The sequence below is a fragment of the Bradyrhizobium sp. WSM2254 genome, assembly GCF_000472645.1.
Classification (GTDB): domain Bacteria; phylum Pseudomonadota; class Alphaproteobacteria; order Rhizobiales; family Xanthobacteraceae; genus Bradyrhizobium; species Bradyrhizobium niftali.
On the sequence record NZ_AXAB01000026.1, the window covers coordinates 57,092 to 82,614 of the forward strand.

The window sequence follows — 25,523 nt, forward strand, 5'->3', positions numbered from 1 at the left end:
AGACGATCCAACAGCATAGCATCACGGCGTTTGAGGTTCCGCTGAGCAAACCAGCGACCTCGTCTCAAACGACCGAGATCTCAAATGCAATGATGCCGGCGGCTAGCCTGCCGCCGAAATATGGCCGAAGTCGGTGAACTGCCTCTCGAACAGCCCGCGATAGATGCCACCGGGCCGCTTGGTCAGGGCAACATGTGTGCCCTGCTCGACGATACCGCCACGATCAAACACCAGGATGCGATCGAGGCTGCGCACCGTCGACAGGCGGTGTGCGATCACGATCGAGGTGCGCCCCTTCATCAGCCGCTCCATCGCCTGCTGGATCAGCGCCTCCGATTCCGAATCCAGGCTCGAGGTCGCCTCGTCCAGGATCAGCACCGGTGCGTCCGCCAGGAAGGCGCGCGCCAGCGCCACGCGCTGCCGTTCGCCGCCCGAGAGCTTGACGCCGCGCTCGCCAACCAGCGTGCCGTAGCCCCTCGGCAGCCGCAGGATGAAGTCGTGCGCGTTTGCGAACCGCGCCGCCTGCTCGATCGCCTCCCGGCTGGCCCCTGGCCGGCCATAGGCGATGTTCTCGGTAAGCGATCGGTGGAACAGGATCGGATCCTGCTGCACGATCGCGATCTGGCTGCGCAGCGATTGCTGCGTGGCCAGCGCGATGTCCTGGCCGTCGATCAGAACGCGACCATCGGAGACGTCGTAGAGCCGCTGCACCAACTTAGCGAAGGTCGTCTTGCCAGCGCCGGAGCGGCCGACGAGACCGACCCGCTCGCCGGCGCGGATCGTCACCGACAGCCCGTCATAGAGCGGCGCGATATGGCCGCCATAGTGGAACGTGACGTCGTCGAACACGATCTCGCCGCCCTCGATCGCGATGGGTCGCGCGCCAGCAGCATCGGCGATGCCGATCGGCTCGTCGTGGATAGCGACCAGTTCGTCCATGTCGTTGATCGAGCGTTGGAGGTTGTTGATGTGCATGCCAACGTCACGCAAATAGCCGTGGATGATGTAGTAGCTGGTCAGCACATAGGTGACGTCGCCGGGCGAGGCGTTCCCCGCCATCCACAGCAGGACCGAGCCGCCGATCACCGAGCCGCGCAGGCACAACAGCAGCGAGAGTTGCAATAGGCCGGTGCAATTGTGGCGCAGCCAGGACCGCCGCACGCGCACGCGCCAGCGGCTGATGACGCGGGCGAGCCGCGCATCCTCACGTGTTTCGGCGCCGAACGATTTCACCACCGCATTGCATGTCAGCGCATCCGCCAGCGTGCCGCCGACCTTGGTGTCCCAGGCGTTGGAGACACGCGCGGCCGGCGCGATGTAGCGCGTCGAGAACAGCACTGTCATCGTGACATAGCTAGCCGCACCTATCGCGATCACCACGCCGAGCGAGGCCCAGTGCACGCCGAGCAGGATCATCGATCCGATCAGCACGGCCAGCGACGGCAGCAGCGCCAGCAGGAGGGTGTCGTTCAACAGATCGAGCGCCCACATGCCGCGCGTGATCTTGCGCACGGTCGAGCCCGCGAAGGAGTTGGCGTGCCAGTCGGTCGAGAAGCGCTGCACGCGCAGAAATGCGTCCTGCGCCACGTCAGACATGATCTTCAGCGTCAACGGCACGATCGCCCGCAGGCCGATCAGTCGCAGCACCATCGACGCTGCGCCCAGCGCAACGATGGCGCCGAATGCGACCAATGTCGCATGGCGCGCGTCGGGATCGGACGGGCCACGCGTCAACGCGTCGACCAGATGTCCTGAAAACACCGGCATGAAAAGATCGGCGAGGGTCGCACCTAGTAGTCCGCCGGCCACGACAAGGGTACACCCCGACTGCTTCAGCCAGTGCCGGAACACGAAGGGCAGCACGACCCGCATCGCGGTAGGAGGTTTATCAGCTGGAGCGGTCATAGCGCAATCTGGCCAATCTCACCGCGCAAGCCTGCTCCATCTGAATTACCCGCAGGGTCGCAAAGGCGCGACGGATCACCGCTAGTCGGCCAGCACCCCGTCGCCGAGCGAGGCGCTCGACGCCGTCGATCGCAGTCGGTCAGACCTGAAAACCTGGCATTCTCAGACGACCGGGAACTCCCCGCCTCTTGCACCATACGTCTTCGGCCTTTTCTCATACATAGCGTCCTGCTCGCGGGACGACCTCTCCTTCGAGGGATCGCAGTCATCGGAAAGTAGGAAGTCGCGCGCCTCCTCGGCGATCGCGACCGAACGTCCATCATGGCTTTCCGCGAGAAAGAAGAGATCGCGCTTGGAGTAACGCTGGTGCTTGCAGACGACCAGTCAACATGTCCATCAGGTTCGTTCGCCCGCACAGATCTCAATTGCATTACGATTTCCAAGACGCATGACATGCGCAGCGTCGTGACCAGACGATTGCCATGTGTCCGCCGTATCCATCAATTGCTAAGGTTGGTAGTTGACCGATGCGCAAGGCGTTGCTACGGGTGCACGTAACGCGCTTGTTACAAGCTCTGAGCACGTCCTGGCGTCTAGACGGACCTTGGGCATCCTGATTGGCGCCGCCTCGGCGGCACGTTTTCGGACAGTCATGTGCTCGATCATGCGTCCGCGGACAGGACTGACCTGAGCCATCGGAACACCTCTTGTCTGAGGGTTAGAGTCTGAAAGTCATAACCCTCTCAGACAAGAGGCGGCCGTGCAAATTCTCCTCGCATGTCGCAAAGCGTACGCTTCTCAGTCTCGCCTCGGTTACCGCAAGGTACGCTGCAGAGTTGCTGACGAAGGGCTTGTGAGGCGTTGCGACACCCTGCCCACCCTTTTTGGATTCGCCGGTCAAGCACCACATTGCCTTCGGCAAGCGATTTGCATTGCGTATCGCGCCACCGAAATGACAGGCGCGTGTCTAGCTTGAGGGAGTATTCACATGACGACGGTCAAGAACATCGCGGCGACACCGTTAGAGCTCGGAGCGCTCGGCCAAACGCTCCATCCGAACGCGGAACCACAAGGCCAAGCGCTCAAGGCGCACGGCAGGTGACGATCGACTGTAGGTCGCGAACGAGACGCCTCCGCCGGAGTGCTCGGTCAAGCAAACAGCGACCATCGAGACGGAGGCCCCGTTTGCGGTGCTGGGCCGCTCTCTTCTCACTTATCCGTTCGATCTGCGCCTGTCATGGGAGCCCATTCATCTCCTTCATCCCGTACGACTCATAACTAGACATGCATTGTCAGGCGGCCGGCTAAATCGCCGCCCGTCCTCAGCTACTCTCTCGGTTTCAAGCACAGAAAACCGTTGAACTCCCAAGCCGCTTGCAACTTCCAGCTTTGCGAGCCTTACATGGTAGCGAGCTTGGATCGGTCTAGACTGGCGGAGGTAACCAGATTGACCGATTCCAGGAAGGCCCGCACGGGGCTCCGCCGTGCGGGCCTTTTCGTTCTCAACTGTGGCCGGCGTCGTTCGCGAGCGGCGGTATAGGCCACGTCGCCCAATAGAAATGACCTCGCAATTCGATTTCGCTCACACAAGCGGCCGGTTGCGGCGGTCCACGACCGGTTTGTCGCAAGTCGCGCCCGTGACGTTCCAAACCGCCGTAACTTTGGCTGGTGTTGAACATCATCCAACGCAGGGGCCAGAAGGGACCGTCAAGAGCTGGATCTGCCGTTCTTTTGCGGCGTCCTCCATGATCCGGCTCACCGCCGCATGGATTTGACCTTCTCGCCCACGAATAGCACGCGATCGGGGAACACCCCGGCGTCGGCAATGCTTGCGCGGGGCACCCGCTCCACACGCGTGCAATGAAGACCCATAGTCGCGACGAATGGCGCGCTGCATCGCCGCTTGCGCCAATGGCACATCGTCAAACACCTGCGGCCACGCAATACAACGAGATCATCAGCTCTTCTACTGCCCCGCCTGCTGAGTCGTGGCCGTGGGGATACAAGGAACCTGACGGCAGCATTCCCTCGTCGATCCCGCGTCGACATGGATAGGCTTGGGTCTCGGTCAACTACCAATCTTCGCAATTGTTCGAGGTGACCGGGCATGTCAAACGACCGAAAAATGAGAGGTCGTGCAGGTCAAACGTGATCTCGTTGTTATCGCGTGAAACGCGCAGCAACGGGTCCATTCGCAGCGGCACTTGATAACACTGCATGTGCCGTCCGTTTCTGCGACTTATTCGTTCGCGTCCCAGCCCGAAAGGTTCGTTTTGCGAACAGATGCGCTTTCAGGAGAATGACAGCATGACCAAGATATCCTCGATCGACAGTATCATTCCGCAAGCCGATATCGCAAAGCGCGCGGCGCGGATCGGCGCTGAAATCAGGAACATCAAGCTGTCGGGCGATTTGCCGGCGGAGACGATTAGCGCGATCAACAGCCTGCTGCTCGAGCACAAGGTTCTCTTCTTTCGCGATCAGGGCCATCTCGACAACGCAGAGCAGGAGCGCGTTGCCCTTCGCTTCGGAACGCTTATGGCGTATCCGATACTCGCTGTCGTCGAGGGAACGGTATCGATGATCGAGATTGATTCCGCGCGCCCCCCTCGCCGAGCCGACCTCTGGCACAGCGACGGGACCTTCTTCGAGGCTTATCCTAAAATCGCGGTCCTGCGGGGCGTTGTGATCCCACAATTTGGCGGCGATACGATCTGGTCAAACACCGCGGCCGCCTATCTGGACCTCTCCGCGCCGCTGCAACGGCTTGCCGACGAACTCTGGGCGGTTCACAGCAATGCGTTCGACTACTCCGTCATGGCCAACAGCGAGGCCGACAAAAAGCATCTCGACGAGGTGTTCGCCAGGACGGTCTATGAGACCGAGCATCCCGTCGTGCGTGTCCATCCCGAAACCGGAGAACGCGCGCTGGTGCTCGGCGACGTGGTGCAACGCTTGGTTGGCATCCCGAAATATGACGGCCAGAGGCTATTCACCCTTTTCCAGTCCCATATCACCGCGCCCGAAAACACCGTGCGGTGGAGTTGGAAGGTGGGTGATGTGGCGATCTGGGACAACCGCGCCACGCAACATTATGCGGTCAGGGATTACGGCGACCAGCGTCGTGTCGTTCGCCGTGCCACCGTCGCTGGCGAGGTGCCCGTCAGCACCGATGGTCGATTGAGCTCGATGCGCATAAAGGCCGCCAAGGAGACGCCCGCGTAGATCGCGTAAGGCTCCCCAGAGACGTCAAAGATCCCGCCGACGCAGTCTCTTCCGCTCGTTTGCTCTTACAGCATCCACGAGCGTGGTCCGCTGTCGGCATTAAACAATGTCCAGTCCCGGCGCCTTGAGCGATGATATCTCCTCCGACCGCGATCTCCCCTTGCTCATGGACGTCCATGACGCGCTTGCTGACGCAGCAGCTTCCGGACGTTGCGAGTAAGCTCCGCGCCGATCTGGTCGGCGCACAATCTATCAAGGCTAGCAGCAGCGAGCGGAAACTCACGTCGCATGCGGGCGCGGCTATGTCGGTTCGAACCCGCTCGACTGCGGCTCCGGTCTTCAGCGCTCGATCTACTCTGACGCAAACCGGGCTTGCCATCGCCATATCCTTTGCGGCGAGTCTCGTCTGCAGTCCGGCGTTGGCGGGAGCTGAGAAAGCATCAGACACCACGAACGAGACGCCGGATGAGGCTCCTGGACCAACAACTCAAAAGCAGAGCGGCGCGGCCGTCAGTGTCCGACGCCGTCAGCTCAAGCGAACAGCGCCTCTCGCCGCCCGCTCGGCGCCGGCACAAGCGACCAATGCCCCCGACTCGAGGCACGATCGTGCAGACAAAGTTGCTGAGACCAAGCCCCCAGAGAAACTCGACCCGTTCGCGAAGTTCGATAACCTGCGTGAAAAAGGCATTTGGCTCAATATACCTGGGCCTGCGGATACGATCGATCAGGACAAGGGCGGAGTTAGATCTGCGCTGGCGGATTTCGGGATCGGCTATGTGGGGTGGACGCAAAACACCTTGATCGACAACCGGCTGCCGCATGCATCCAAAAGCACCATCTTCAATCAGCGGTATGTTGGCGAGAGTCCGACATTCGGTACCGTCAATTTCATGATCGTGACCTACGATCTCAGCCGATTTGGAATTCCCGATGGTCAGATAACCGTGGGAGCCGAGCAACAACATTGGACCTGGAAGCCCGCCGGGCCCGATAGAGTAGGGATCAATACAATTGCCTATTACCAGACGTTTTTCGACAGGAAGTTCGAACTCAAAATGGGTTACCTCAGAAATCATGACGAGTTCTTGGGAATGAATCCATTTGGCCCGACGCCGGTCATCTTGTCCCAAACTGGAATGAGCAACGATTCCGCGCCGACGCCGGCTCTCAACGTGAAGTACAATTTTGATGATCGCCTCTACACCAAGTTTTCGATCCAGCGCTCGGTCAGTCCGGATGGCCAATTGGCGCACATAACCGAAAATCCCAGCGGCTTGGACTGGCGCACGGCCGACGCCGGCATTCTATTGCTTGATGAAACTGGATTTAAGAACAAGGCGGCTCCAGGATTGCCCGAGACCTGGTTGCGGGCTGGAATCGGTTTCAATGACAGCCGCTATCCGCACTTGGCGTATCCGCTCCAACCGAGAGCCAACGCGAACAGCGCCTACTACGTGGCCGCGGACAGGCAGTTTTGGCAATCTAATGCCCAAGGTTCGCCAGCTCGCGGGATCTATGGCGGGTTCTCCGCAATGTACGCTCCATCTGACGTCAACAAGGTCAGCCGCTATCTCGAGCTTCGTCTTTATGCGAAAGGACTATTTGACAGCCGGCCAGCTGATCGGATTGCTATTGCTGCCACCAATATCGCTTGGAGCCACTTTGCAGTCGATGCGGCCCTGGCCAAAGGCGATCTCGTCCATCGCGATAGTACGGCGATCTCGGGAAGATACACTGCGCGGCTGGCGCCGGGGGTTTATGCAACCCTGGGCCTGCTATACATCAATCATCCGTCAACCATTACATACACACGCCAAACCGGACATGCCCTGAACGTCTTGGTGTCGACATCAGTATTCTTCTAAATCCGTGGGTGGATTCTGCCGCGAGTACCATGCCGGAAGGAGCCGCCGAGTTCTAAGCGCGAGCTGCGCAAGAACTCTGCCGTCGCCCGGCCACCGCGAGGTTCAGTCCGAACATCGGGGGCATCCGCTGCTCTATGAGGCGAGACGGGGACCACGGCGGCAATGCCGTTCACGCCGCGCGCGGAGACAAATCTCCATTGTCCCATTCGCTTAGTAAGCCCTTCGTTGAGGTAAGTCCTCGCCGGTCTTTTTCGCCCGCCCATTGATCACTCCAACCTGAAGTGACCGCACCTTTACCGACCGGACATCATCATCAGGTTTCCGTCAGAGGAGACGAGCATGTTCGTGTGTTCGGATGCTCGTCGACGCGGCCCAGCTATTGGTCCGCGGCTGGCGCCAAGTTGCGCCACCGAACACGCAGCGTGAAGTTGCGGTCGCCGGAATTCTCTCAACCGCACCTTCGCACCAAGTCTCCTTGCTGCACAGCCGACGGAGGCGGCCGTCAAGCCCCTTCTGCCGCGGCGGGCACGTGAGTCTGGCAGTTGGCCGGACAGGCCCGGGCGCAGGCGCCGCAACCGATACAGGCGCCCTCATCATTCATCACCATAATCTTTTTCTCGATCTCATCGTCCTCGTCGCTGTCAAGGTCGACAAGATCGCCCTCCTCGTTGATCCCTTTTAATGTCATGACTTGGCGACCACAGACCTTGAAGCAGCGTCCGCATCCGATGCATTTGCCGGGATCGATCGCTACGAGATAATCGGGCACCCAGCCGCGGCCGTCGCGCGTTGCGAATGACATTTTGTATACCCTTACGCCCTTTCCTGTGCCTTGAGATCCTCGCGCTTTTTCTCGAGTTCGGCAAACGCCTCATGCGTTCTTTGCGCCACCGCCATGATCGAGCGCCAGTTGAGCGGCAGCTCCTCTGACAGGTCATGCAGATCCATCTTGGCCTGCGTCGCCTTGGCCGACAGCTTCTTGATGTCTACCTTCAGTGTTTCAAGTTCGCTCATGTCCCGCCCTCAATAATTCGCCGCGTCCGGAAATTTCCGGATCATGCCGATCCCGTCTGCGACATATTTGTCGCCCTCGGCGGCGAGTTTCGCAAGATTTTCGAACCCGAAGCGATGCACATCGCGCAGCTGCTTGTTGACTGCGATCAGGCGGCCAGCGATCAGCACCATGCGGCCAAAGCCTTCATGATGCATTTTCAGCATCGGCTGGATCATCACGCCGGTTGCATTCTCGATCGAGAGCGCGACCGCGTTGAAGAACAGCTCCAGGCGCCACACCGTGTCCGGATCGGGATCACCCACGATCGGCAGCGCGTGCCGCTTCTCCTTGTCCAAGATATAGGGTTCGAGCAAGTCGAGATCGCTCTTGCCCTCCCACGTCCCATGGCTGTCCTCAGCACGCCAGATCTTGACCAGCTGCTTGAGGAACGGCACATCAAGCGCATTGCCGGTTTGCCCCACTTCTGCGGCCTCAGACATGTGATCCTCATTCTTCGAAATCAAGCGTCCGCTCCTCGGTTTTGGCCAGGGCCTTGCGGATCCAGGGGGGCGGCGTTCCCCTCAGCATCCTTTGGAGCTTTTGCAGCAGCTCCATGATGTTCTCGGGTTTGTCCACTTTGATGGGGTGGATTTTATTCGCCACCACCCGCGCCGCACCGGAGCCGCCAATGGCAACGACATAGAGGATGGCGCAATCCCTGATCGCCTCGATCTTGGGCGCGAGCTTATCCTCGTTGCCGTCTTCCGAAAGATCGCCGTCGAACTGCACCGCCCTCAGAAAGACGTGCCCGTCCGGCCCGACGTCATAGATGACAATGTTCTTGGCCCAGCCGAAATGGGCATCGACGCGGCTTAAATCCTGGGTAGCGAATGCGACCTTCATGGAATCGAACTCTCTGTTGCGTCGATGAAGCTGCGGCCGGAGTTTAGAGGCCGAGTCGAGGTCCGCCAGCTATCGGGGCTTGGCTGATGATTTTCCTCGCGGTCGGCGATCAGGAGGTTGGCGATATTGAAGATCAGATCGCGCGTGCCGCGATACCCAACGGACACCTGGTGTCCTGCGCCAACCCGGTCGAACATCGGAAATCCCGCGCGATGAAACGGGATCTTCAGCCGTTCCGCCGCTTGGCGGCCGTGCGAATGCGTGATCAGCAGTTCGCAGTTCCCTCTCCGAGCTCGCTCTTCGAGATCCTCGAGATCACCGATCAGCACCTCGTCGGTGCTTATCCGCTCCAGCACCGGCGAGGGCGTGGTCGTCACGGCCGCCGCGACCTGCGCGCCCATGTCGTGCAGCATGCTGGACAGGTCGAACAGGAGGTCAGGCTCTGCACCGATCGCGAGCTTACGGCCGCCGATCTGGAAATGGGCATCCAGCATCGCATCGGCGAGCTGCCCGCGCTGGCGCCGGTATTTGGTTGGCACGGGGCGGCCGGAGATCTCGCTCAAGAACGCGATGAATTCATCGTTGGGGATGAGGCCACACAATCGCTCAAACAGGCGAAATGGCACCCCGGTCCTGGTCTGCATGGCTTCTGCCGCCCGCCGCATCTGCGCACCGATGGCAATGGTCCAGGCGGACTGGCCCATGCTGGCAATTTCCTCAATGCCGATGCCGCCGATGGTCGTTGACGTAAACTCCTCAGGGATATGCCCGTCCAGCGATCCCGCCAAGTCAGGCAGGAAGCTTGGCTTTAGCCCGAAATCCTCCAGAATCGTCCTGACCTCATCGAGGTCGGCGGGCGTCAGGTGACATCCGGGTAGGACATTCACCCGCGCCGGATCGCGCTCTGCCTCGCTGGTCGGCGCTCGTACCAGCGCCTCGACCATGCGCGCCACTGCCTTTTCCCAGCCGTCCTGAAATGCATCCTTGAAATCAGGCGTCGAGACATGGACCAAAGGAAATGTGGCGAGTTGCGGATGCTTCTTGCGGATCAGCTTGATGTAGCCGTCGATGTCGTCGCCATTGGTTTCGGTCACCCCGGTCGAGCAGATCCCGATGATTTCCGCCTTGGTTCGATGGTGGATGTTCAGGATGGCTTGCTCGATATTTTCATAGCCGCCGAGCACGGTTGTCACCTCGCTCATCGCGGTGGTCTGCAGCGGGACCGCCTCCTTGAAATGCCGCACGAACAGCGTGAGCCCAAACGAGGTGCAGCCTTGCGAGCCGTGCAGAACCGGCATCGCCCCGCGCAGACCCATGAACGCGAATGCCGCGCCGATGGGCTGGCTCATCTTCAGCGGGTTGACCGTGCAGGCCTTGCTCGGCGTGCTGACGATAGCCATGGCGCCGTCCTATTCCGTTGCCTGCCGCATGGCAGGCGGCTCGGAGACCGACATCGCCGTCAGGATGTCCTGGATCCGGCTCCTGCAGCAACCGCCGTATGCGTCGGTGTGCTCTCTGACAGCCTCGACGCTGGTCAGACCGTGCAAGCGGATTGCATTTTCGATCGTGCCGAGATCCACTCTCTTACAGAAGCAAACCTTTTTCGTGCGGCGGCTCACCTCCAAAAGCGCAGGGGTTTCGACGACCTGCTCGCCTGTCTGCGCAATGGCCATGGGCATAGGTGGCTGGCCATCCTTGGCGGTATCGTCCCATGGGGCCGGCCGGCGCAGCTGCTCCCACATCGGGTTGAACAGCGCCTTGTCGATTTCCTCGACCAGCTTCACGATTCCCAAATAGCCCATATAGGCATGAGAGCGCTCCTGGTTGATGTCGAGCCAGGGCATCGCCGCCTTCAGCGCGACGAATTGCGACTTGCCGCCGGAGAGCATGATGTCCGCTTTTGCGCCCTTCAGCATCTTGTACATGTCGCGAGGCGCCATGTCGTCGATCATATGGGCGTCCTGCCCGATCCGCTGCTTGATGCGCTCCTTGTCTTCGTCCGTCGATTTTTTGACGCTGGTGCCGACCAGCTCAAGGCCGGCCTCCTGCAACGCGGCCAGCACGGACCAGGATTTCACGCCCCCTGTGATGAGAAGGACCCTCTTTCCGGCCAGGCGGGGCCTATAGGATCCGATTCCCGCCCACGCGCGCGTCTCCTCCCGCGCTATCACCGCCTCGGTACGGCCGATCAGGTCTTCCGGGGCCCCGCGCGCGACCAAAACGCGTGCAATGTTGCGCAGTGCCTCGCTAGAGTCCTGGATGCCGTAGAACGAGCCTTCGAAGAACGGGATGCCGAAGCGCTCTTGCATTTTGCGCGCGACATTGATCATCGACTTCGAACACACCAGCATGGCGGCACGCGCCCGATGCGATGAAGCGACCTCGCGATATTTCCCATCTCCGGAAATGCAGGACAGGATGCGGATGCCGAGCTCGTCAAACAGGGGCTTGATCTGCCACAATTCGCCCGACAGGTTGTATTCGCCGATCAGGTTGATGTCGCACGGCGTGGTGTGGTCTGGCTCTTCGGTGCCGATGACATGATCAAGCAACGCTTGCCCAGCCAGCTTGTTGCCGAGGTTTTTCGAACCCACGAAGCCGGGCGAATTGACCGGAATCACGGGCTTACCGAACTTCCGAGACGCCGCCTTGCAGACGGCATGGATGTCGTCGCCGATCATGGCCGGAATGCAGGTCTGATAGACAAAGATCGCCGCCGGATTGTATTTCTCCAAGATCTCCCTGATCGCCTTATAAAGACGCTTCTCGCCGCCGAACACGATGTCGGTTTCGTTCATGTCAGTGGTGAAACCGGTCCGCCAGATGCTGGCACCGGACGAAGCTGCACCGCGGTTGTCCCAAGAATTGCCCTCACAAGCGATCGGCCCGTGCACCAGGTGGGCCACATCGGTGAAGGGCTGCAGCGCGATCTTTGCGCCGTCGAAGGCGCACCCGCCCGCCGCACTGCCCGGCTTAGGTTGCTTGGTGCAGCCCTTTTTGCGGTCAGCCTCCGATTTGTTGGCGTTTTTGGCGCAGCCCGGCTCGTTGAAGACATCCAGGATTCTGGCCGAAAGCGAACTCATCTGTTTCTCCTCTCAATCGCGATTAATGAGATCAGCCATCGCGCGTTTAGCCATCGCCGATGTTTGCCGGCGATGACTTAAGCGTCTTTCGTCATCAACGAATGATGTCAAAGCTATAGTCGGTACCTGCGACGCTGGTCTTCCTGTCGATCTCGTCAAAGATCTTGTCGAGGATCTTCACCAAAACGTTCATGCCGCCTTGATAGCCCCACACCGGAGAGCGGTGATGGTGATGCCGATCAAAAATGGGGAAACCGATGCGGATCAGCGGGGTGCCGGTATCGCGCTCCAGATATTTGCCATGCGTATTGCCGATCAGGAAGTCGACCGGCTCCGTGAAGAGCAGCGAGCGCATGTGCCAGAGGTCTCGCCCTGGATAGGCATGGCAGTTCTGGCCGAACGGCGAGCTCGCAAACAAGGCCTGAATTTTATCGTGCCAGGCCTTGTTGCCATTCGTGGACAGCACATGGACCGGTTCGGCGCCCAATTCGAGCAGGAAGTCAGTCAGCCCATAACATAGGTCTGGGTCGCCGTAGATCGCAAATTTCTTGCCATGGATATGCGCGCTGGAGTCAGCCATCGCGTCGACCAGGCGGCCGCGCTCTCGCGCCAGCGCCTCGGGGATGTCCTTGCCGCTGATGCGCGATAACGCCATGAGCAGTTCGTCGGTCGCGGAGACGCCGACAGGATGGTTGAAAGCCAGGACCTCCTGGCCATGGCCAGCGATGAACGCAAGCGTTTTTTCCGTGCACCATTGCTGCGCAGATATCGTCGCCTTGGCGTGAACCGCGTTCGCGGCGTCTTCCAGCGTGGTGCCGCCGTCATACATCCTGAACTCGCCGTCGGTCGGCGTATCGAACACATCGGAATTGTCGGCGAGAATGGTGTACTGGACGTCCATCAAGTCGAAGATGCGCTTGATCTCGCGGGTATTGCCAACAGTGTAGCCGTCAAAGCCGCCGATAAAGTTGATCTTCTCGTTGGGGGTGCGCTCGAGCTTCGGTGCCGTTCCGGCTTTACCGTCCCAGAAATGCTCGAGGATACCCTTCAGTGCATTGTCATAGCCGGTGATGTGGCTGCCGACGAAGGCTGGCGTGTGCGCGAACGGGACGTCGAAATGCTCTGGGACAGACCCTCTCTCCTTGGAAGTCTTGATAAAGGCGTTGAGGTCATCCCCGATCACCTCCGCCATACAGGTCGTGGAGACCGCGATCATCTTGGGCTTGTACATGTTATAGCTGTTGGCGAGCCCATCGGCCATGTTGTTCAGGCCGCCGAAGACTGCAGCATCTTCCGTCATCGACGAGGAGACGCAGGAACTCGGCTCCTTGAAGTGCCGCGACAGATGGCTGCGGTAATAAGCGACGCAGCCCTGGGAACCGTGCACGAAGGGCAGCGTGCCCTCGAATCCAACGGAGGCGAAGACCGCACCGAGCGGCTGGCAAGCCTTGGCAGGGTTTATCGTCAGCGCTTCCCGCGCAAAGTTCTTTTCGCGATATTCGGACGTCTTCGACCATTCCCTGATGCGTTCGACCTCCGCGGGATCTCGAGCATTCTCGAACATCTTCTTCTTGTTGGCCAGCATCTGCTGGTATTCCGGACCGCGGAACAGCTCGACATGATCGAGCACGTGTTCTGCATTCTGCGCCATTTCGTGGGAATCCTCTTGAAAATCGTGGTCAATGTCGGCTCGACGCCTCGGACGAGAGGCGAAGAGGCCGCTTATTCCGCAGCCAGAAGCCTCGGTTCTGCGACAGCCTTCCAGGGCGCTTTGGTCTTCCCCCAGATTGGCGAGTTGATAGCCATGTCCATGTCGCGCGCGAAGATCGGAAAGCCGTCATAGCCGTGGTACGGACCGGAATAGTCCCAGGAGTGCATTTGCCGGAACGGCACACCCATCTTCTGGAACACATATTTTTCCTTGATGCCCGAGCCGACCAAGTCAGGCTGCATCTTCTCAACGAAGCGCTCGAACTCATAGCCGTTGACATCATCGTAGATGAGCGTGCCGTCCTTGACGTAATGCTGGGCGGTTCGCTGATAGTCATCGTTGTGGCCGAACTCATAGCCGGTGCCGATGACTTCCATGCCGAGGTCCTCGTAGGCTCCGATCACATGGCGTGGACGCAATCCGCCGACGAATAGCATCACGGTCTTGCCTTCCAGGCGGGGGCGGTATTTTGCGACCACCGCATCAACAAGCGGCTGATATTTTGCAATCACCCGCTCGGCTCCTTCCTTGATCCTGTCGTCGAAATAGCCCGCTATCTTGCGCAGTGACTCCGCGATTTTTGAGGGACCGAAGAAATTGTATTCGCACCACGGAATCCCGAACTTCTCCTCCATGTGACGGGAGATGTAGTTCATCGAGCGATAGCAATGCAGGATGTTGAGCTTCGCCTTCGGTGTAGCCTCGAGCTCGGCCAGCGACCCGTCTCCCGACCACTGGGCGATCACGCGCAGCCCCATTTCTTCCAGCAGGATCCGAGACGACCAGGCATCACCGCCGATATTGTAGTCTCCAATGATCGCAACGTCGTAGGGCGTCGGCTCGAAACGGGATTTCTCGGGCGTGAGCTTGTCGAAGACCCAATCGCGCACGGCATCGTTAGCAATATGGTGCCCGAGTGACTGCGAGACGCCGCGGAAGCCTTCGCAGCGAACCGGCACGATCGTCTTGCCGCCATATTCCTTCGACTTGGCCTTGGATACCGCCTCAATGTCGTCGCCGATCAGGCCAATCGGGCATTCCGACTGGATGGTAATGCCATTGTTGAGCGGGAACAGCTCCTGCAGCTCGTCAATGAGTTTGACGAGCTTCTTGTCGCCGCCGAACACGATATCCTTTTCCTGGAAGTCGGACGTGAACTGCAAGGTCACGAACGTATCGATACCGGTCGTTCCGGCGTAGTAGTTGCGCCGCGACCCCCAGGAGTACTGGCCACACCCGACCGGACCATGGCTGATATGGATCATGTCCTTGATCGGTCCCCAGACCACGCCCTTGGAGCCCGCATACGCGCAGCCGCGGATCGTCATCACGCCGGGAATGGATTTGAGATTGGACTTAACTCCGCAATCCGCCTTCCCGGTCTCATGAACGCTCAGGTGCTTGGCGCGCCGTTTCGCGGTCTTGTCGGGATAGACCGTCAACACTTCCTGGATGAGTTCCTTATTGCGGGCCTTGATCTCCTCAATGCTTTCGGTCGTAGCGAAGCTCATGCTGATATCCTTTGAGAGTTAGCGAGACGGCGCTCAGCGAAGAGTTTAGCAACGACCGTGCCAGCCACGTGCAAATGCAAAAACGAGCGGAGTTGGAAGAACATAGCGTTGTCGAGGAGCCCGGCCGGACTGTGTTGCAAAGCCGACATCGGGACTTCTCCATGGACAGACTCGCTTGCGCCTGTTCGATAGAAAACAACGAGCAGCGCGCGTGGCATTGCACCGCTGATATTCGGCTGCAAAACGGTAGCCTTGGGGTGGGCTTGGCGCGCCCGGTGGCGACTGCGTCATAGTCCGGCGGGCAACAGCTCAAACCGGGGTCGCGCCAGCTGATGCGCTGAGGTGCGCCAGAGAAGCGCACGTGGATGTATCCGCCATGCCGATGCGTTCTATCAAAACAATGAATTATTCCAATTGGCCGATGAGCAATATGAACGGGCCAGGTGGCGTGGTGGGGCTGTCTAACAAGGAGTATTCGCGATGGACAAACCAATTCTTGGCGGTCCGGGCAGCAATAGTCTCTTTGGCGGCGACGGTGACGATATTATCACCGACCCCAAGGGCGATGACTGGATCGACGGTCGTGCCGGAAACGACGTCATCTCGGCCGGCGAGGGCAATGACCGAGTCTTCGGTGGCGCGGGCAATGACAACGTCTTCGGCGAGGAGGGTAACGACTTCCTCTATGGCGACAACGGCCCCGACAAACCGCGAATCGTCAATGAGGGCAATGATAAACTCTACGGCGGTCCCGGCGACGACGTCCTCTTCGCCGGTGACGGCAGGGATTCCCTGACGGGAGGCACCGGCAACGACACCTTTGCGTTCCAGTTCCACAACCCGATCCCCGGACTAGACCCACGGTACGGGTCGGACCCCGACCACACCACTATCGTGGATTTCGACCCGGCACAGGACACCTTCGCATTCGACGCGGTCGGCTTTGGCAGCGACGGTCTTAACGCGAACTTCCTCAATCACGTCAGCATGCGGTCTGGCAATCAGGTGGACACCTTCTACAGTGGCCCTGCCTCAAGTGCTCATGGGGAACATGTCGTGGTGATCACCGATCGGGGTTTCTCCAACGGCTCTGACGCAGCCAGTGCCGTTTCCGCGGCCCCCGGCGACATTATCGTCTACTTTGGATACAAGAGCATGACTGCGAATCTGGCCTACGTCACCTCCGCGAACCACGTTGACGAGTTCGCCCACCTGAGCAATGTGCACAGCGTGGACGGCTTGGCCAGCTTGGGCCTGACCGCAGGAAACTTCACATTCCACTGACTCCAAAACCCGTGCTGAACCCTGCGCCCGCCCCAACCGGCGGGCGCTTTCCCTTTCCGCTGCTTGCCAGGGCAGTGGCAGGCACGGCGTGTTCAGCTTGATGAAGCTGTGCCTCGCGCGCTGGCCGCAGACCCGATCCTCCTGAAGCGCGTCGGGAAAACACCCAAATTCCAATCAATGAGTTTGCTGTCGTCAGTTGACCTTTTCGCCTCTGTCCGAGATCAGGATGATTTCACCGAAGCCGCAGTACGCTTCACGTCGAATGACATGAAAGCGCAGTCCGGGATTCCGGTTCGGTCGGTTGTGGTGGCAAAATAGCGGCCACCGCCTTCCCCCGACAGCAGCAAGGGCGAAGGCCAGTCTGGATCCGGCGCATCGTATAGTCCTTCAAGGTGTGACAATCCGGGTCGGTGAAGAGGGAATAGTTCTCTGCCTCGTGGTTCACGACCGCCCTCTGCAGCACCGCGATGACCTCCTTGCCCTTCCCGGATCTCAATCATCCATTCCACCCTCTTGAAAAACAGTCTTATACGGTGAAATCAAATCGTTATGGCACCAACTAAGGGAACTCAAAATCTCCCTTGCCGCGCCAAGACCCACCATGTCGCTAGCCAGCGCGCATGACCGCGAGCACGACCTGCGGATTGAAACGTGACTTGGCAGGGATGATTGTGAAGCTGAACCTCTACCGCCGGATTTCGATTTCGCTCGCATCGGCCAATGCCGCGCCATTGTCCACCAGCACGCTTGCCCTCGTTTCTGGTCGCGCCAAAGAACCGCCTCACCCGCGCCGGCAGAGGCCACACGCAATGAGGATTTCACGTATCGGAGCGGCGATGCGACGGACCCATCCCTTATCGCTTGGGGCGGCGTCGCCTGTTCATGCGAGCAATTCATCGGCCGCAATAACGGCCTGAGCGAGTGCATCAACGTCTGCATACGTGTTGTAGAGCGCCAAGACGCACGGCACGTTGCTGGCACACCGAACCGCTTGATCAACGGCATCGCGCAATGCGTGCCGGCGCGCACTGCAACCCCCTGCCGATCGATGATCGTCGCGACATCGTGGGGATGGACGCCCTTCAGCTCGAAGGAGATCAGCGGCCCCTTGTCCTTCGCCATGCCGATCAGCCGCAGCGACTTGATTTCACCCAAGCGCTCGTGCGCGTACTCGGCAAGATCCTGCTCATGCGCGGCGATGCGCGCCTTACCGATCGAGTTGACATAGTCGATGGCGGCCCCCAGTCCGATCGCCTGGACCATCGGCGGCGTGCCGGCCTCGAACTTGTGCGGAGGATCACCATACGTGACCCGGTCCTGCGCCACATCACGTATCATCTCGCCCCCGCCATTGAAGGGCCGCATCGCAGCAAGCAGCTCATACCTGCCGTAGAGCATACCGATCCCGGTCGGCCCGTAGAGCTTGTGACCGGTGAGGACGTAGAAATCGCAACCGATGTCCTGCACGTCCGCCGGCAGGTGCACGGCGCCCTGCGCACCGTCGACCAGCACTTTGATGCCGCGAACGTGCGCCAGCTTGACCACATCCTTAACCGGCACGATGGGGTCCCAAGCGCGTTCGACATGTGCGTGATCGCGACCAGCTTGGTACGGGGGGTGAGGAGCTTTTCGAACTCCTCGATCAGAAAATTGCCATCGTCGTCAACCGGGGCCCATTTGATCACCGCGCCGTGACGTTCCCGCAAAAAATGCCAGGGCACGATGTTGGAGTGGTGCTCCATGACCGAGAGCACGATCTCGTCTCCGTTGCCGATATTCGGCTGCCCATAGGAAGAGGCCACGAGGTTGATCGCCTCGGTGGCATTGCGGGTGAAGATAATCTCTTCTGAACGGCGGGCGTTGACGAACTGCGCCACCTTGGTCCGCGCCCCCTCATAGGCTTCGGTCGCGACATTGGCGAGGTAATGCAGGCCGCGATGCACATTGGCATATTCACTTGTATAGGCCCGCATGAGGCGGTCGAGCACCGCCCTGGGTTTCTGGGCCGAGGCAGCATTGTCGAGATAGACGAGCGGCTTGCCATACACCCGAATGGCAAGCGCCGGAAACTCCTCACGAACGCGCATCACGTCATAAGCGGAACCGCGAACGGCCGGATGCGTGCTCATCGCCGCGTCTCCAGCCAGCGCGCGACCCGCGCGCTCACGAACTCCCGCAGACCAGCGTCTGCGATCTCCTCGATCGCCTCGCCGAGAAACGCCTGGATCAAAAGCGCCTGCGCCTCCTTCTTGGGCAGGCCGCGCGCGCGCAGATAGAACAAGAGGCTGTCGTCGAGCGCGCCTGATGTCGCGGCATGGCCGCAGGTGACATCATCCGCGAAGATTTGCAGGTCCGGCTTGTTATCGGCCTTGGCCTCGTCAGACAGGAGCAGCGCCCGCGTCATCATCGTGCCCTGCGATTTCTGCGCGTTGGCGATGATGCGTCCCTGGAACACGGAATGGCCGCGATCGTCCACCCCACGCAGCGGAAATTCTCTTCGCTCGTGCAACGAGGTGCAGCGTGATCAATCACCAGCGTGGTGTCCCCGTGCTGGGTATCGTTGAGCAGGTTGACGCAGTTGATGGAGAGCTCGGACCGCGCACCCGCCAATGTGATGAAGCCCTGGTAGCGAGTGACAGTTCCGCCATAGGTCATATTGAAGGAACTGACCGTCGCTTTCTCGTGGACGGTCATCATCCTTGACGAGATGTTCGTGGCGTCAGCTGCGTCAGCCACCACGCGCAAATGCGAAAGATTCGCTCCTTCCCCAATCTGGGCGATCACCGCGTCGTGAACCTGATAGGCGCTCGCGCCATCGGCAGCAACAAAGCTTTCGACCAGGGTCGCCTGTACGCTCTTGCCAAGTTTCAGATGCGAGCGTGTGAACGCAGACGATAAAGCCTGAGTCGCGACGTGAATGATCTGGATCGGAGGGCTCAGCGCGACACTATCGCCAAGCGTGACCACGACACCGTCAGTCACCATCGCCGCATTCAGTGAGATCATCGGATCCGTCGTGAAGGTTATCAGCAGATCGGCCCCGGCTGGATACTCCAGAAACTCAGGCACCGTCTTGACATCGACGCCCTCGCCGAACGCAGCCAGGTCCGACAGGTCAGGCGCGAACACTCCGTCGACCAGCACCAGCTTAGCCGCGCCTTCGAGTGCCGTCTGCGCAACTGCCGCTTTTGCGCGCACCAGCGCGGCAACGTCCGGTAACGGCGCTAGCGGCAGGACCGCGCGCATCAGCACGCGAAGGTCAGTGTATGTCCACTCCTCAAGGCGCTGGTGCGGCAGGCCAGCGCGCTCGAATGCGTCGAAAGCGCGGGCGCGAGCATAGGCAACAGCTCCCGCGCCGGGTAATCGTCCCAGCGCGGCGTTAAAGACGTCTCTCGCCGGGCATTCGGGATTGGTATTCGCCAGAGCCAGGGTCATCGGAATATCCGCAGAACGGCCAAGCCGCGTCCTCGGAAATTGGCATAGCCGGACGCTTCCAGCTCCAGCGCCAGTTCCTTGCCGCCGCTCTTCACGACACGGCCCTTCGACATCACGTGCACGACGTCAGGCACGACGTAATTGAGGAGCCGCTGATAATGGGTGATGACGACCATGGCGCGCCCCGGCGAACGCAGCGCGTTGACGCAGTCGGCCGCAATGCGCAGCGCGTCGATATCGAGGCCGGAATCCATCTCGTCGAGGATGCACAGGCTCGGCTCGAACAGCGCCATCTTGAGCACCTCGTTGCGCTTCTTCTCGCCACCGGAGAAGCCGACATTGACGCTGCGCTTGAGCATGTCCTGCGGGATGTTCAGCGACTTGGAGACCTCGCGAACCTTCTTCAGAAAGTCCGGAGGCGAAAATTCGCTCTCGCCGCGCGCTTTGCGCTGCGCGTTCAGCGCGGTGCGCAGGAAGGTCGTGATGGCAACGCCGGGGATCTCGACCGGATATTGGAAAGCCAGGAACACGCCCTTCGCGACGCGCTCTTCCGGATCCATCTTCAGGAGGTCCTCGCCCTTGAACACGATCTGGCCGTCGGTGACCTCATAACCGGACTTGCCGGCGATGACGTGGGAGAGCGTCGATTTGCCGGAGCCGTTCGGCCCCATAATCGCGTGAATCTCGCCCTCGTTCACGGTCAGGGTCAGCCCGTGGAGGATCTCACGCTCCTTGACACGAACCTTCAGGCCTTTCACTTCAAGCAATGTCATTGTGTCGTTCCGTCTATCTCCTCCTCCTGAGAAGCACCGAAAGCGCGTCTCGAAGGATGCGGCCAACAATCAATCCGGTATCCATCCTTCGAGACGGCCGCTTGCGCGGCCTCCTCAGGATGGGGTCAGAGCTACCCGACCGCTCCTTCCAGCAGGATCGAGTTCAGCTTCTGCGCCTCCACTGCGAATTCCATCGGCAGCTGCTGGAGCCGTCCTTGACGAAGCCGTTGACGACGGGGCCGTCCGCCTCCTCCTGGGTGAGGCTCGCTGGAGCGCGCCCAGGTCGGCGCGATCATGATCAGCCGGCGGCGACAGGCTTCGAGCTTGCCACAGGAGCATCCAGGCCGGTTCGTTCTGTCTTCTGCGAGATGAATTTGACGGTATCTTCCGACAACCTCTTTGGAGCCTTTCGGAGTCGATCAAGGTCTCAAACCCATAACGGTACTGGTCGACGTCGATGCGCTTCACGCACTCGATCGTCTCTTGTACGGCTACCATTGGCGCCTCCGCACGCGCAAAGACCATTCCGGCCACGTCCAGCAACGGTTATGGCGTCCCCCCTCGACCGTATAGGCCAGCGACTCAATCAGGCCTAACGCGGAACGGACCGTCACTCTAACCAGGTCACCAACAAGGAAGGCCGCAGGGCTCAATTGTGTCTCGACCCTGCTGCTGGTGCCGACCATGCGCATCGCCGCTCCGCTAAGCCGGGACACACGTGTTGGGAACCGGGCAGACAGCAGCGCATTGCGGCGTGCCGAAATGCCCCTCGCATTCGGTGCACGTCTTCGGATCGATCACATATACGTCGCGCTTGAGGTTGACTGCCCCGTTGGGGCACTCAAACTCACATGCGCCACAGGCGCTGCACTGGGACGCGACTATCTTGTACGCCATAATGGTGATTTCCTGAAAATGCGATGCCGGACGCCTTCTCCCCTTCAAGGCTCGTGCCAATGCCAACGCGCCATGGTTGGCGTATCTTTGGGTCTAGCGGGGTGTATGCGGCCGAGCAGTGTGTCCCAACCCCGACACTCGAGGCACGGGCTTGATCTCGAATGGCAGCACGCTCCGACGCTTTCGGAAGGCCCGCCCCTAACGAGGCACCTTGACTGTCTTTTTGATTTGCTCCTGCTGAAGCGTAGCCTCGAAGCCCGTTATCCTGATAACCGACGGAGAGGCGATATCTGGGCGGTCAATATCTTGCTCTCGCTGCTTAAGCGGGCCTGCGAATGTCAGGAAATTTCTGACCCGGGCCCGCGGATGGACTTGAATCGTACGTAGCGTCAGATTGTAGGTTTTCCGACACGGGCTGCGAGACTCTCGGTAGCGCCAAACCATCCTGACAGCGAGCAAGAATTGCGAATGTCTGAAGCTCTTAAGGTTGCGCTGCAAACTCATCACGCGCCTCGCGGCGGCACGTTGTTGAAATGGCCGATGCGCCAGGCGGAAGAACCATCGCCGCCCGCCTTGCGCCGAGAGCAAGTCGGCCACTTGGAGAGCAGGGATGGCCGTCTTCGCCTCGCCCCTGCTGGATGGGAGAACGATCAGAATTCAAGTTCCACATCCGAGGCTACGCCGGTATTCGTTATGCGAGGTGAATGCAGGCCACGCTGGCGCGCACCACATGCGTGACTGGTGCCAATGCCGGGATGCACCGGCCAATGTTCACGGTCTCTCGATAGGCTGCAGCGTCGGGAGCGCACGTGACTCGGTTTTGGGGATCGCCAGGGTTCGGCATGTGTTTTCGAAAGACGTATATTGTCTCGTTGGGAGCGTTGGCGGCAAATGCGCGAGGATATCGTCACGGCCCTCGATCCCTTCAATGATTCGGACCCTACCTGCTGACGCCAAGATCACCACGAGCGTCCGCAGCGGACGGCCGAAGGTACCAATAGGCCGATGGACGGATCGGATAGACTGGTCGTTGACGACTGTTGTTCTGCGTCAGTTCCGGCTTCCGGCGTTTACTCCAAAGGGAGAGCTTTACGAGAACCGCGTGGCCTCACGGTCGACGATGAGCCGCTCAATCATCCCGTCGTAGATTGGCGAAAGACGATGAAATGCGAACGCTACTGGTTGATCATCAAACCGCCTTTGCGCGGGCTGTCCAAGGAGCACTCGTGGAGTGTGGGTTCGCCGTCGATGTGACACGCACTCTGGACGAAGCGGCGGCAGCTCTTGATTGCGCATGCTATGACATTCTTCTTCTCGAACTGGCTCTACCGGATGGAGACGGCTTGGACTGGCTGAAGCAATTGAGGCGAAACGGCAGATCGATGCCCGCGATGGTGATAAGCGGGCTCAACGATCTCGATCGCCGAATTGCAAGCTTCAACGGTGGGGCGGACGATTTCCTGCCAAAGCCGCTGTCTACTGTTGAGCTCATCGCCCGGATGCGAGCCATTCTGCGGCGATCGAAGCAAATGACGGCCCCGCTCATCATATTTGGGAATGTCGAATTCGATCCGATTGCCCGGCAAGCCTGGGTGGACGGACGGCCGCTCCGCATCGCGCATCGTGAACTGTGCGTTCTTGAGTATCTGCTCAGCCATGCTGGGCGCACGGTGCCGCGCGCCTCACTGGAGGATAGCATCTATTCATTCGACCATGAGGTCTCGACCAATGCGCTTGAGGCGGCAATCTATCGCTTGCGCGGACATTTGAGGCGATCCGCCGCGACGCTACGGATCAGGTCCGCGCGCAGCATCGGCTACTCTCTTGAATTAAATGGCGCGCATCCACCGCGCCATGGGTAGAACTTGAAAGCAAGACTTCCATCGTTTGTGACAATGATTCCCACGAAGATCGATGTCAATCTCCTTTGGCGCTCCTGGTGTTCCCCCCTGCTCAATCCCTCTTCCCCTTTACGGCCCTTCTGCAAGGTTCACTTACTGCCGCAGCCCGGATCAAGCGGGGCGCTCGACTGGCGTAGCCGACCGGCAGCGTGTTCCATCAAGACCTAGATGGACTGCTCTTCCGGAAATCTCCCTTCATCGTCTGTCTCCTCTGGCGAACTGGGCCCAAACTTAAACCTGGCTGCGTTTCAGAGTAGCAGGTTACCTAATTTGTCCGAACGGCGGTGGCCATGCGGGAGGCGATTCATGTCGAGGCGATGCTTTTTCTACATCCGACTTCGCGGACCCGTCTCGGTGGATGACGAACGCACTGAATTCGCGAGGGCGTTGGAAGCGGATGACTAGCGAGCTCGGATTACGAGTGATATCCGTATGAACGATTGGCACTACCGCGAAGCCGACGTACTGGCGTGGATGCGGACGGTCGCATGATGGCGCGCCATCCGTTCATCGCAAACTGCAAAGCAAGGTCGCCAACCGGTCACCCCTCAGAGCTAGACAATCAAACTCTGTACCACTCGCTGAGTGCCAGCTTACCGTCGAAACAGAGGTTTACAACAGCATCGCTCGATCGCAACTCAATCGAACCAGCATCCGAACTGGCCTACGAACCGCGCCCGGATGAACCGACAACGGTTATCGATCCGATTATAGAGTTCCGTCTGGCCGACCAACGTCCCACTCAGCAGACGTCGTGGCGACTTGGTTGCTTGACCTGCACCTGAACTGAGCGCGCCACGTTACGCCGAGATCTTGATCAAGAAGTCGCTGACCTGCCCCTGCAATGAAACGATATTGCTGCTCAAATTCTTCATCTTCCCAACGGCCTGCCCCGCCGATGAGCCAGAGGCACGCGAGGCATCGTTGAGTTGGTCAATATCTCGGGACGCTTCGCGCATATCGGAACTGATGTTAGTAATGCTTCTTGAGATGTCGTTCGTCACGATCGACTGCTCCTCTATTGCCGCCGATATGCTGCTGGATATCTCCTGCAACTTGTCGATTATACCGGCGATGTCACTCATCGCCGCAGTCGCAAGTTCCGTCCTCTGTTGAATGGCAAGAATTTGAGCGTCAACCTCGCTCGTCGCTTTTGCCGCCTGCGCGGCAAGATTCTTCACTTCCCCAGCCACCACTGCAAAGCCTCGCCCCGCTTCGCCGGCTCGCGCTGCCTCGATGGTTGCGTTGAGCGCCAGCAAATTGGTTTGCGAGGCTATGCTCTCGATCATTTGGACGACGCTGCTGATCTTCGTCACCGAAGCAACGAGCTCACCTAACGTTGCTTCAGCGTGTCCGGTCTTGTCGCGCGCAGTTTGCGAAATGTTCGCGGCCGTCGAAACTTGTCGGCTGATTTCCGCAATCGAAGCCGAGAACTCCTGAGCGGCCGAAGCAACGGCGGTCGAGTTTCCTTCGGTCTTTTTCACCATCTCGGTCATGGCTTCAGTGCGAAGACAGACATCGCCCGTTGAAGCTGTAATTTCCGATGCGACCGCTTGCATGTCCTGCATTGAACTCGCCACAACGTCGACGACCCGCGACACATCGCTATCAAATCTCTTCGCAAGACTCAGCCTCTCTTCTCGCATCCGGACCAGGTCGGTTATATCCTGCCATACACACACGACTAACGGACGGCCGCTGAATTCCGAAACAACAAGACCTATCCTGACCGGAATGGAGGATTGATCTTTGCGCTGAAGCCACCATTCGATCGCCACGTGTCCCGACCGCGTCACAACCTCATTGGTCTGCTCGAACATCTGCGCAACAGTCTTGCCGTTCGGTTGAGGATCCAGCGAAAGCGAGGCGATACTCAACCCTTTCAACTCTTCTCCACTGGAAAACCCGAGCATGTTGGCTGCAGCGTCGTTGGCGAGCACGCACTTGTCCGCATCATAGACCGTGATACCGTCCTTGATCGTTTCGAAGGCCTTGATCGCCATCGCTTCGTCCAAGGTCACTGCGGACGCCTCTCC

Annotated in this window: 16 protein-coding genes and 3 pseudogenes; 4 read left to right on the plus strand and 15 right to left on the minus strand. The window is 59.7% G+C overall.

Annotation, left to right across the window (positions count from 1 at the left end; all coding sequences use genetic code 11):
- Window positions 1-102: 102 nt before the first annotated feature.
- Complete coding sequence (locus A3M7_RS0119735) at window positions 103-1,905, minus strand: ABC transporter ATP-binding protein (protein WP_027545451.1); 1,803 nt, start codon at window positions 1,903-1,905, stop codon at window positions 103-105.
- Window positions 1,906-4,212: 2,307 nt separating this feature from the next.
- Between A3M7_RS0119735 and A3M7_RS0119745 the strand changes: the two genes are divergently transcribed.
- Complete coding sequence (locus A3M7_RS0119745) at window positions 4,213-5,130, plus strand: TauD/TfdA family dioxygenase (RefSeq protein ID WP_027545452.1); 918 nt, start codon at window positions 4,213-4,215, stop codon at window positions 5,128-5,130.
- A gap of 176 nt (window positions 5,131-5,306) precedes the next feature.
- Complete coding sequence (locus A3M7_RS46800; RefSeq protein ID WP_245284288.1) at window positions 5,307-6,995, plus strand: carbohydrate porin; 1,689 nt, start codon at window positions 5,307-5,309, stop codon at window positions 6,993-6,995.
- Window positions 6,996-7,497: 502 nt separating this feature from the next.
- Here A3M7_RS46800 and fdxB read toward each other — a convergent pair.
- From fdxB to nifD, 8 genes are all read right to left on the minus strand, one after another.
- Window positions 7,498-7,797: a ferredoxin III, nif-specific gene (gene fdxB / locus A3M7_RS0119755; RefSeq protein ID WP_027545454.1), complete on the minus strand. Its 300-nt coding sequence runs from the start codon at window positions 7,795-7,797 to the stop codon at window positions 7,498-7,500.
- Window positions 7,798-7,808: 11 nt separating this feature from the next.
- Entirely contained in the window at window positions 7,809-8,009 is a 201-nt protein-coding gene (locus tag A3M7_RS0119760) for a CCE_0567 family metalloprotein (protein WP_027545455.1), read from the minus strand.
- A gap of 9 nt (window positions 8,010-8,018) precedes the next feature.
- Entirely contained in the window at window positions 8,019-8,489 is a 471-nt protein-coding gene (locus A3M7_RS0119765) for a NifX-associated nitrogen fixation protein (protein WP_027545456.1), read from the minus strand.
- Window positions 8,490-8,496: 7 nt separating this feature from the next.
- Window positions 8,497-8,892 (minus strand): nitrogen fixation protein NifX, encoded by a 396-nt coding sequence (nifX, locus tag A3M7_RS0119770; protein WP_027545457.1) that lies wholly within the window; start codon window positions 8,890-8,892, stop codon window positions 8,497-8,499.
- Window positions 8,889-10,292: a nitrogenase iron-molybdenum cofactor biosynthesis protein NifN gene (nifN, locus tag A3M7_RS0119775; RefSeq protein ID WP_027545458.1), complete on the minus strand. Its 1,404-nt coding sequence runs from the start codon at window positions 10,290-10,292 to the stop codon at window positions 8,889-8,891. The genes nifX and nifN overlap by 4 nt, the downstream gene beginning before the upstream one ends.
- A 9-nt stretch (window positions 10,293-10,301) precedes the next feature.
- Window positions 10,302-11,975 carry a nitrogenase iron-molybdenum cofactor biosynthesis protein NifE gene (nifE, locus tag A3M7_RS0119780; protein WP_027545459.1) on the minus strand — a complete coding sequence of 558 codons (1,674 nt, stop codon included), beginning with the start codon at window positions 11,973-11,975 and terminating at the stop codon, window positions 10,302-10,304.
- 94 nt (window positions 11,976-12,069) lie between these two features.
- Window positions 12,070-13,626, minus strand: a complete 1,557-nt coding sequence (nifK, locus tag A3M7_RS0119785; protein ID WP_027545460.1) for a nitrogenase molybdenum-iron protein subunit beta — start codon at window positions 13,624-13,626, stop codon at window positions 12,070-12,072.
- Between the two features lie 71 nt (window positions 13,627-13,697).
- Window positions 13,698-15,197, minus strand: a complete 1,500-nt coding sequence (gene nifD, locus A3M7_RS0119790) for a nitrogenase molybdenum-iron protein alpha chain (protein ID WP_027545461.1) — start codon at window positions 15,195-15,197, stop codon at window positions 13,698-13,700.
- 480 nt (window positions 15,198-15,677) lie between these two features.
- On the opposite strand from nifD, the gene A3M7_RS0119795 reads away from it, so the two are divergent.
- A complete protein-coding gene (locus A3M7_RS0119795) occupies window positions 15,678-16,481 on the plus strand; it encodes a calcium-binding protein (protein ID WP_027545462.1) in 804 nt (267 codons plus the stop codon).
- 880 nt (window positions 16,482-17,361) lie between these two features.
- Here the strand turns inward: A3M7_RS0119795 and A3M7_RS0119800 are convergent.
- The 5 genes and pseudogenes from A3M7_RS0119800 to A3M7_RS46815 form a co-directional block, all read right to left on the minus strand.
- A pseudogene (locus A3M7_RS0119800) lies at window positions 17,362-18,610 on the minus strand (cysteine desulfurase).
- Window positions 18,607-19,916, minus strand: a pseudogene (gene sufD, locus A3M7_RS0119805) (Fe-S cluster assembly protein SufD). Before sufD ends, A3M7_RS0119800 begins: the two co-directional pseudogenes overlap by 4 nt.
- Entirely contained in the window at window positions 19,913-20,689 is a 777-nt protein-coding gene (gene sufC / locus A3M7_RS0119810; protein WP_027545463.1) for a Fe-S cluster assembly ATPase SufC, read from the minus strand. Before sufC ends, sufD begins: the two are co-directional and overlap by 4 nt.
- A gap of 260 nt (window positions 20,690-20,949) precedes the next feature.
- Window positions 20,950-21,187, minus strand: a pseudogene (locus A3M7_RS46810) (Fe-S cluster assembly protein SufB); the annotation flags it as partial.
- Window positions 21,188-21,391: 204 nt separating this feature from the next.
- A complete protein-coding gene (locus A3M7_RS46815) occupies window positions 21,392-21,586 on the minus strand; it encodes a 4Fe-4S dicluster domain-containing protein (protein WP_084302311.1) in 195 nt (64 codons plus the stop codon).
- Window positions 21,587-22,752: 1,166 nt separating this feature from the next.
- Between A3M7_RS46815 and A3M7_RS0119820 the strand changes: the two genes are divergently transcribed.
- On the plus strand, window positions 22,753-23,448 hold the full coding sequence (locus A3M7_RS0119820; protein ID WP_027545465.1) for a response regulator transcription factor: 696 nt from the start codon (window positions 22,753-22,755) through the stop codon (window positions 23,446-23,448).
- Window positions 23,449-24,287: 839 nt separating this feature from the next.
- On the opposite strand, the gene A3M7_RS44650 is transcribed toward A3M7_RS0119820, so the two are convergent.
- Complete coding sequence (locus tag A3M7_RS44650; RefSeq protein ID WP_198033780.1) at window positions 24,288-25,508, minus strand: methyl-accepting chemotaxis protein; 1,221 nt, start codon at window positions 25,506-25,508, stop codon at window positions 24,288-24,290.
- Between the last annotated feature and the right edge of the window lie 15 nt (window positions 25,509-25,523).

Excerpts from the sequence above, each read along its gene's own strand:
- nifD (WP_027545461.1), bottom strand. The coding sequence starts at position 15,197 with ATGAGCTTCGCTACGACCGAAAGCATTGAGGAGATCAAGGCCCGCAAT.
- A3M7_RS0119760 (WP_027545455.1), bottom strand. The coding sequence starts at position 8,009 with ATGAGCGAACTTGAAACACTGAAGGTAGACATCAAGAAGCTGTCGGCC.
- A3M7_RS0119820 (WP_027545465.1), top strand. The coding sequence starts at position 22,753 with ATGCGAACGCTACTGGTTGATCATCAAACCGCCTTTGCGCGGGCTGTC.
- A3M7_RS0119735 (WP_027545451.1), bottom strand. The coding sequence starts at position 1,905 with ATGACCGCTCCAGCTGATAAACCTCCTACCGCGATGCGGGTCGTGCTG.
- A3M7_RS46800 (WP_245284288.1), top strand. The coding sequence starts at position 5,307 with ATGACGCGCTTGCTGACGCAGCAGCTTCCGGACGTTGCGAGTAAGCTC.
- fdxB (WP_027545454.1), bottom strand. The coding sequence starts at position 7,797 with ATGTCATTCGCAACGCGCGACGGCCGCGGCTGGGTGCCCGATTATCTC.
- nifX (WP_027545457.1), bottom strand. The coding sequence starts at position 8,892 with ATGAAGGTCGCATTCGCTACCCAGGATTTAAGCCGCGTCGATGCCCAT.
- nifE (WP_027545459.1), bottom strand. The coding sequence starts at position 11,975 with ATGAGTTCGCTTTCGGCCAGAATCCTGGATGTCTTCAACGAGCCGGGC.
- A3M7_RS46815 (WP_084302311.1), bottom strand. The coding sequence starts at position 21,586 with ATGGCGTACAAGATAGTCGCGTCCCAGTGCAGCGCCTGTGGCGCATGT.
- A3M7_RS0119765 (WP_027545456.1), bottom strand. The coding sequence starts at position 8,489 with ATGTCTGAGGCCGCAGAAGTGGGGCAAACCGGCAATGCGCTTGATGTG.
- nifK (WP_027545460.1), bottom strand. The coding sequence starts at position 13,626 with ATGGCGCAGAATGCAGAACACGTGCTCGATCATGTCGAGCTGTTCCGC.
- A3M7_RS0119745 (WP_027545452.1), top strand. The coding sequence starts at position 4,213 with ATGACCAAGATATCCTCGATCGACAGTATCATTCCGCAAGCCGATATC.
- nifN (WP_027545458.1), bottom strand. The coding sequence starts at position 10,292 with ATGGCTATCGTCAGCACGCCGAGCAAGGCCTGCACGGTCAACCCGCTG.
- A3M7_RS0119795 (WP_027545462.1), top strand. The coding sequence starts at position 15,678 with ATGGACAAACCAATTCTTGGCGGTCCGGGCAGCAATAGTCTCTTTGGC.
- sufC (WP_027545463.1), bottom strand. The coding sequence starts at position 20,689 with ATGACATTGCTTGAAGTGAAAGGCCTGAAGGTTCGTGTCAAGGAGCGT.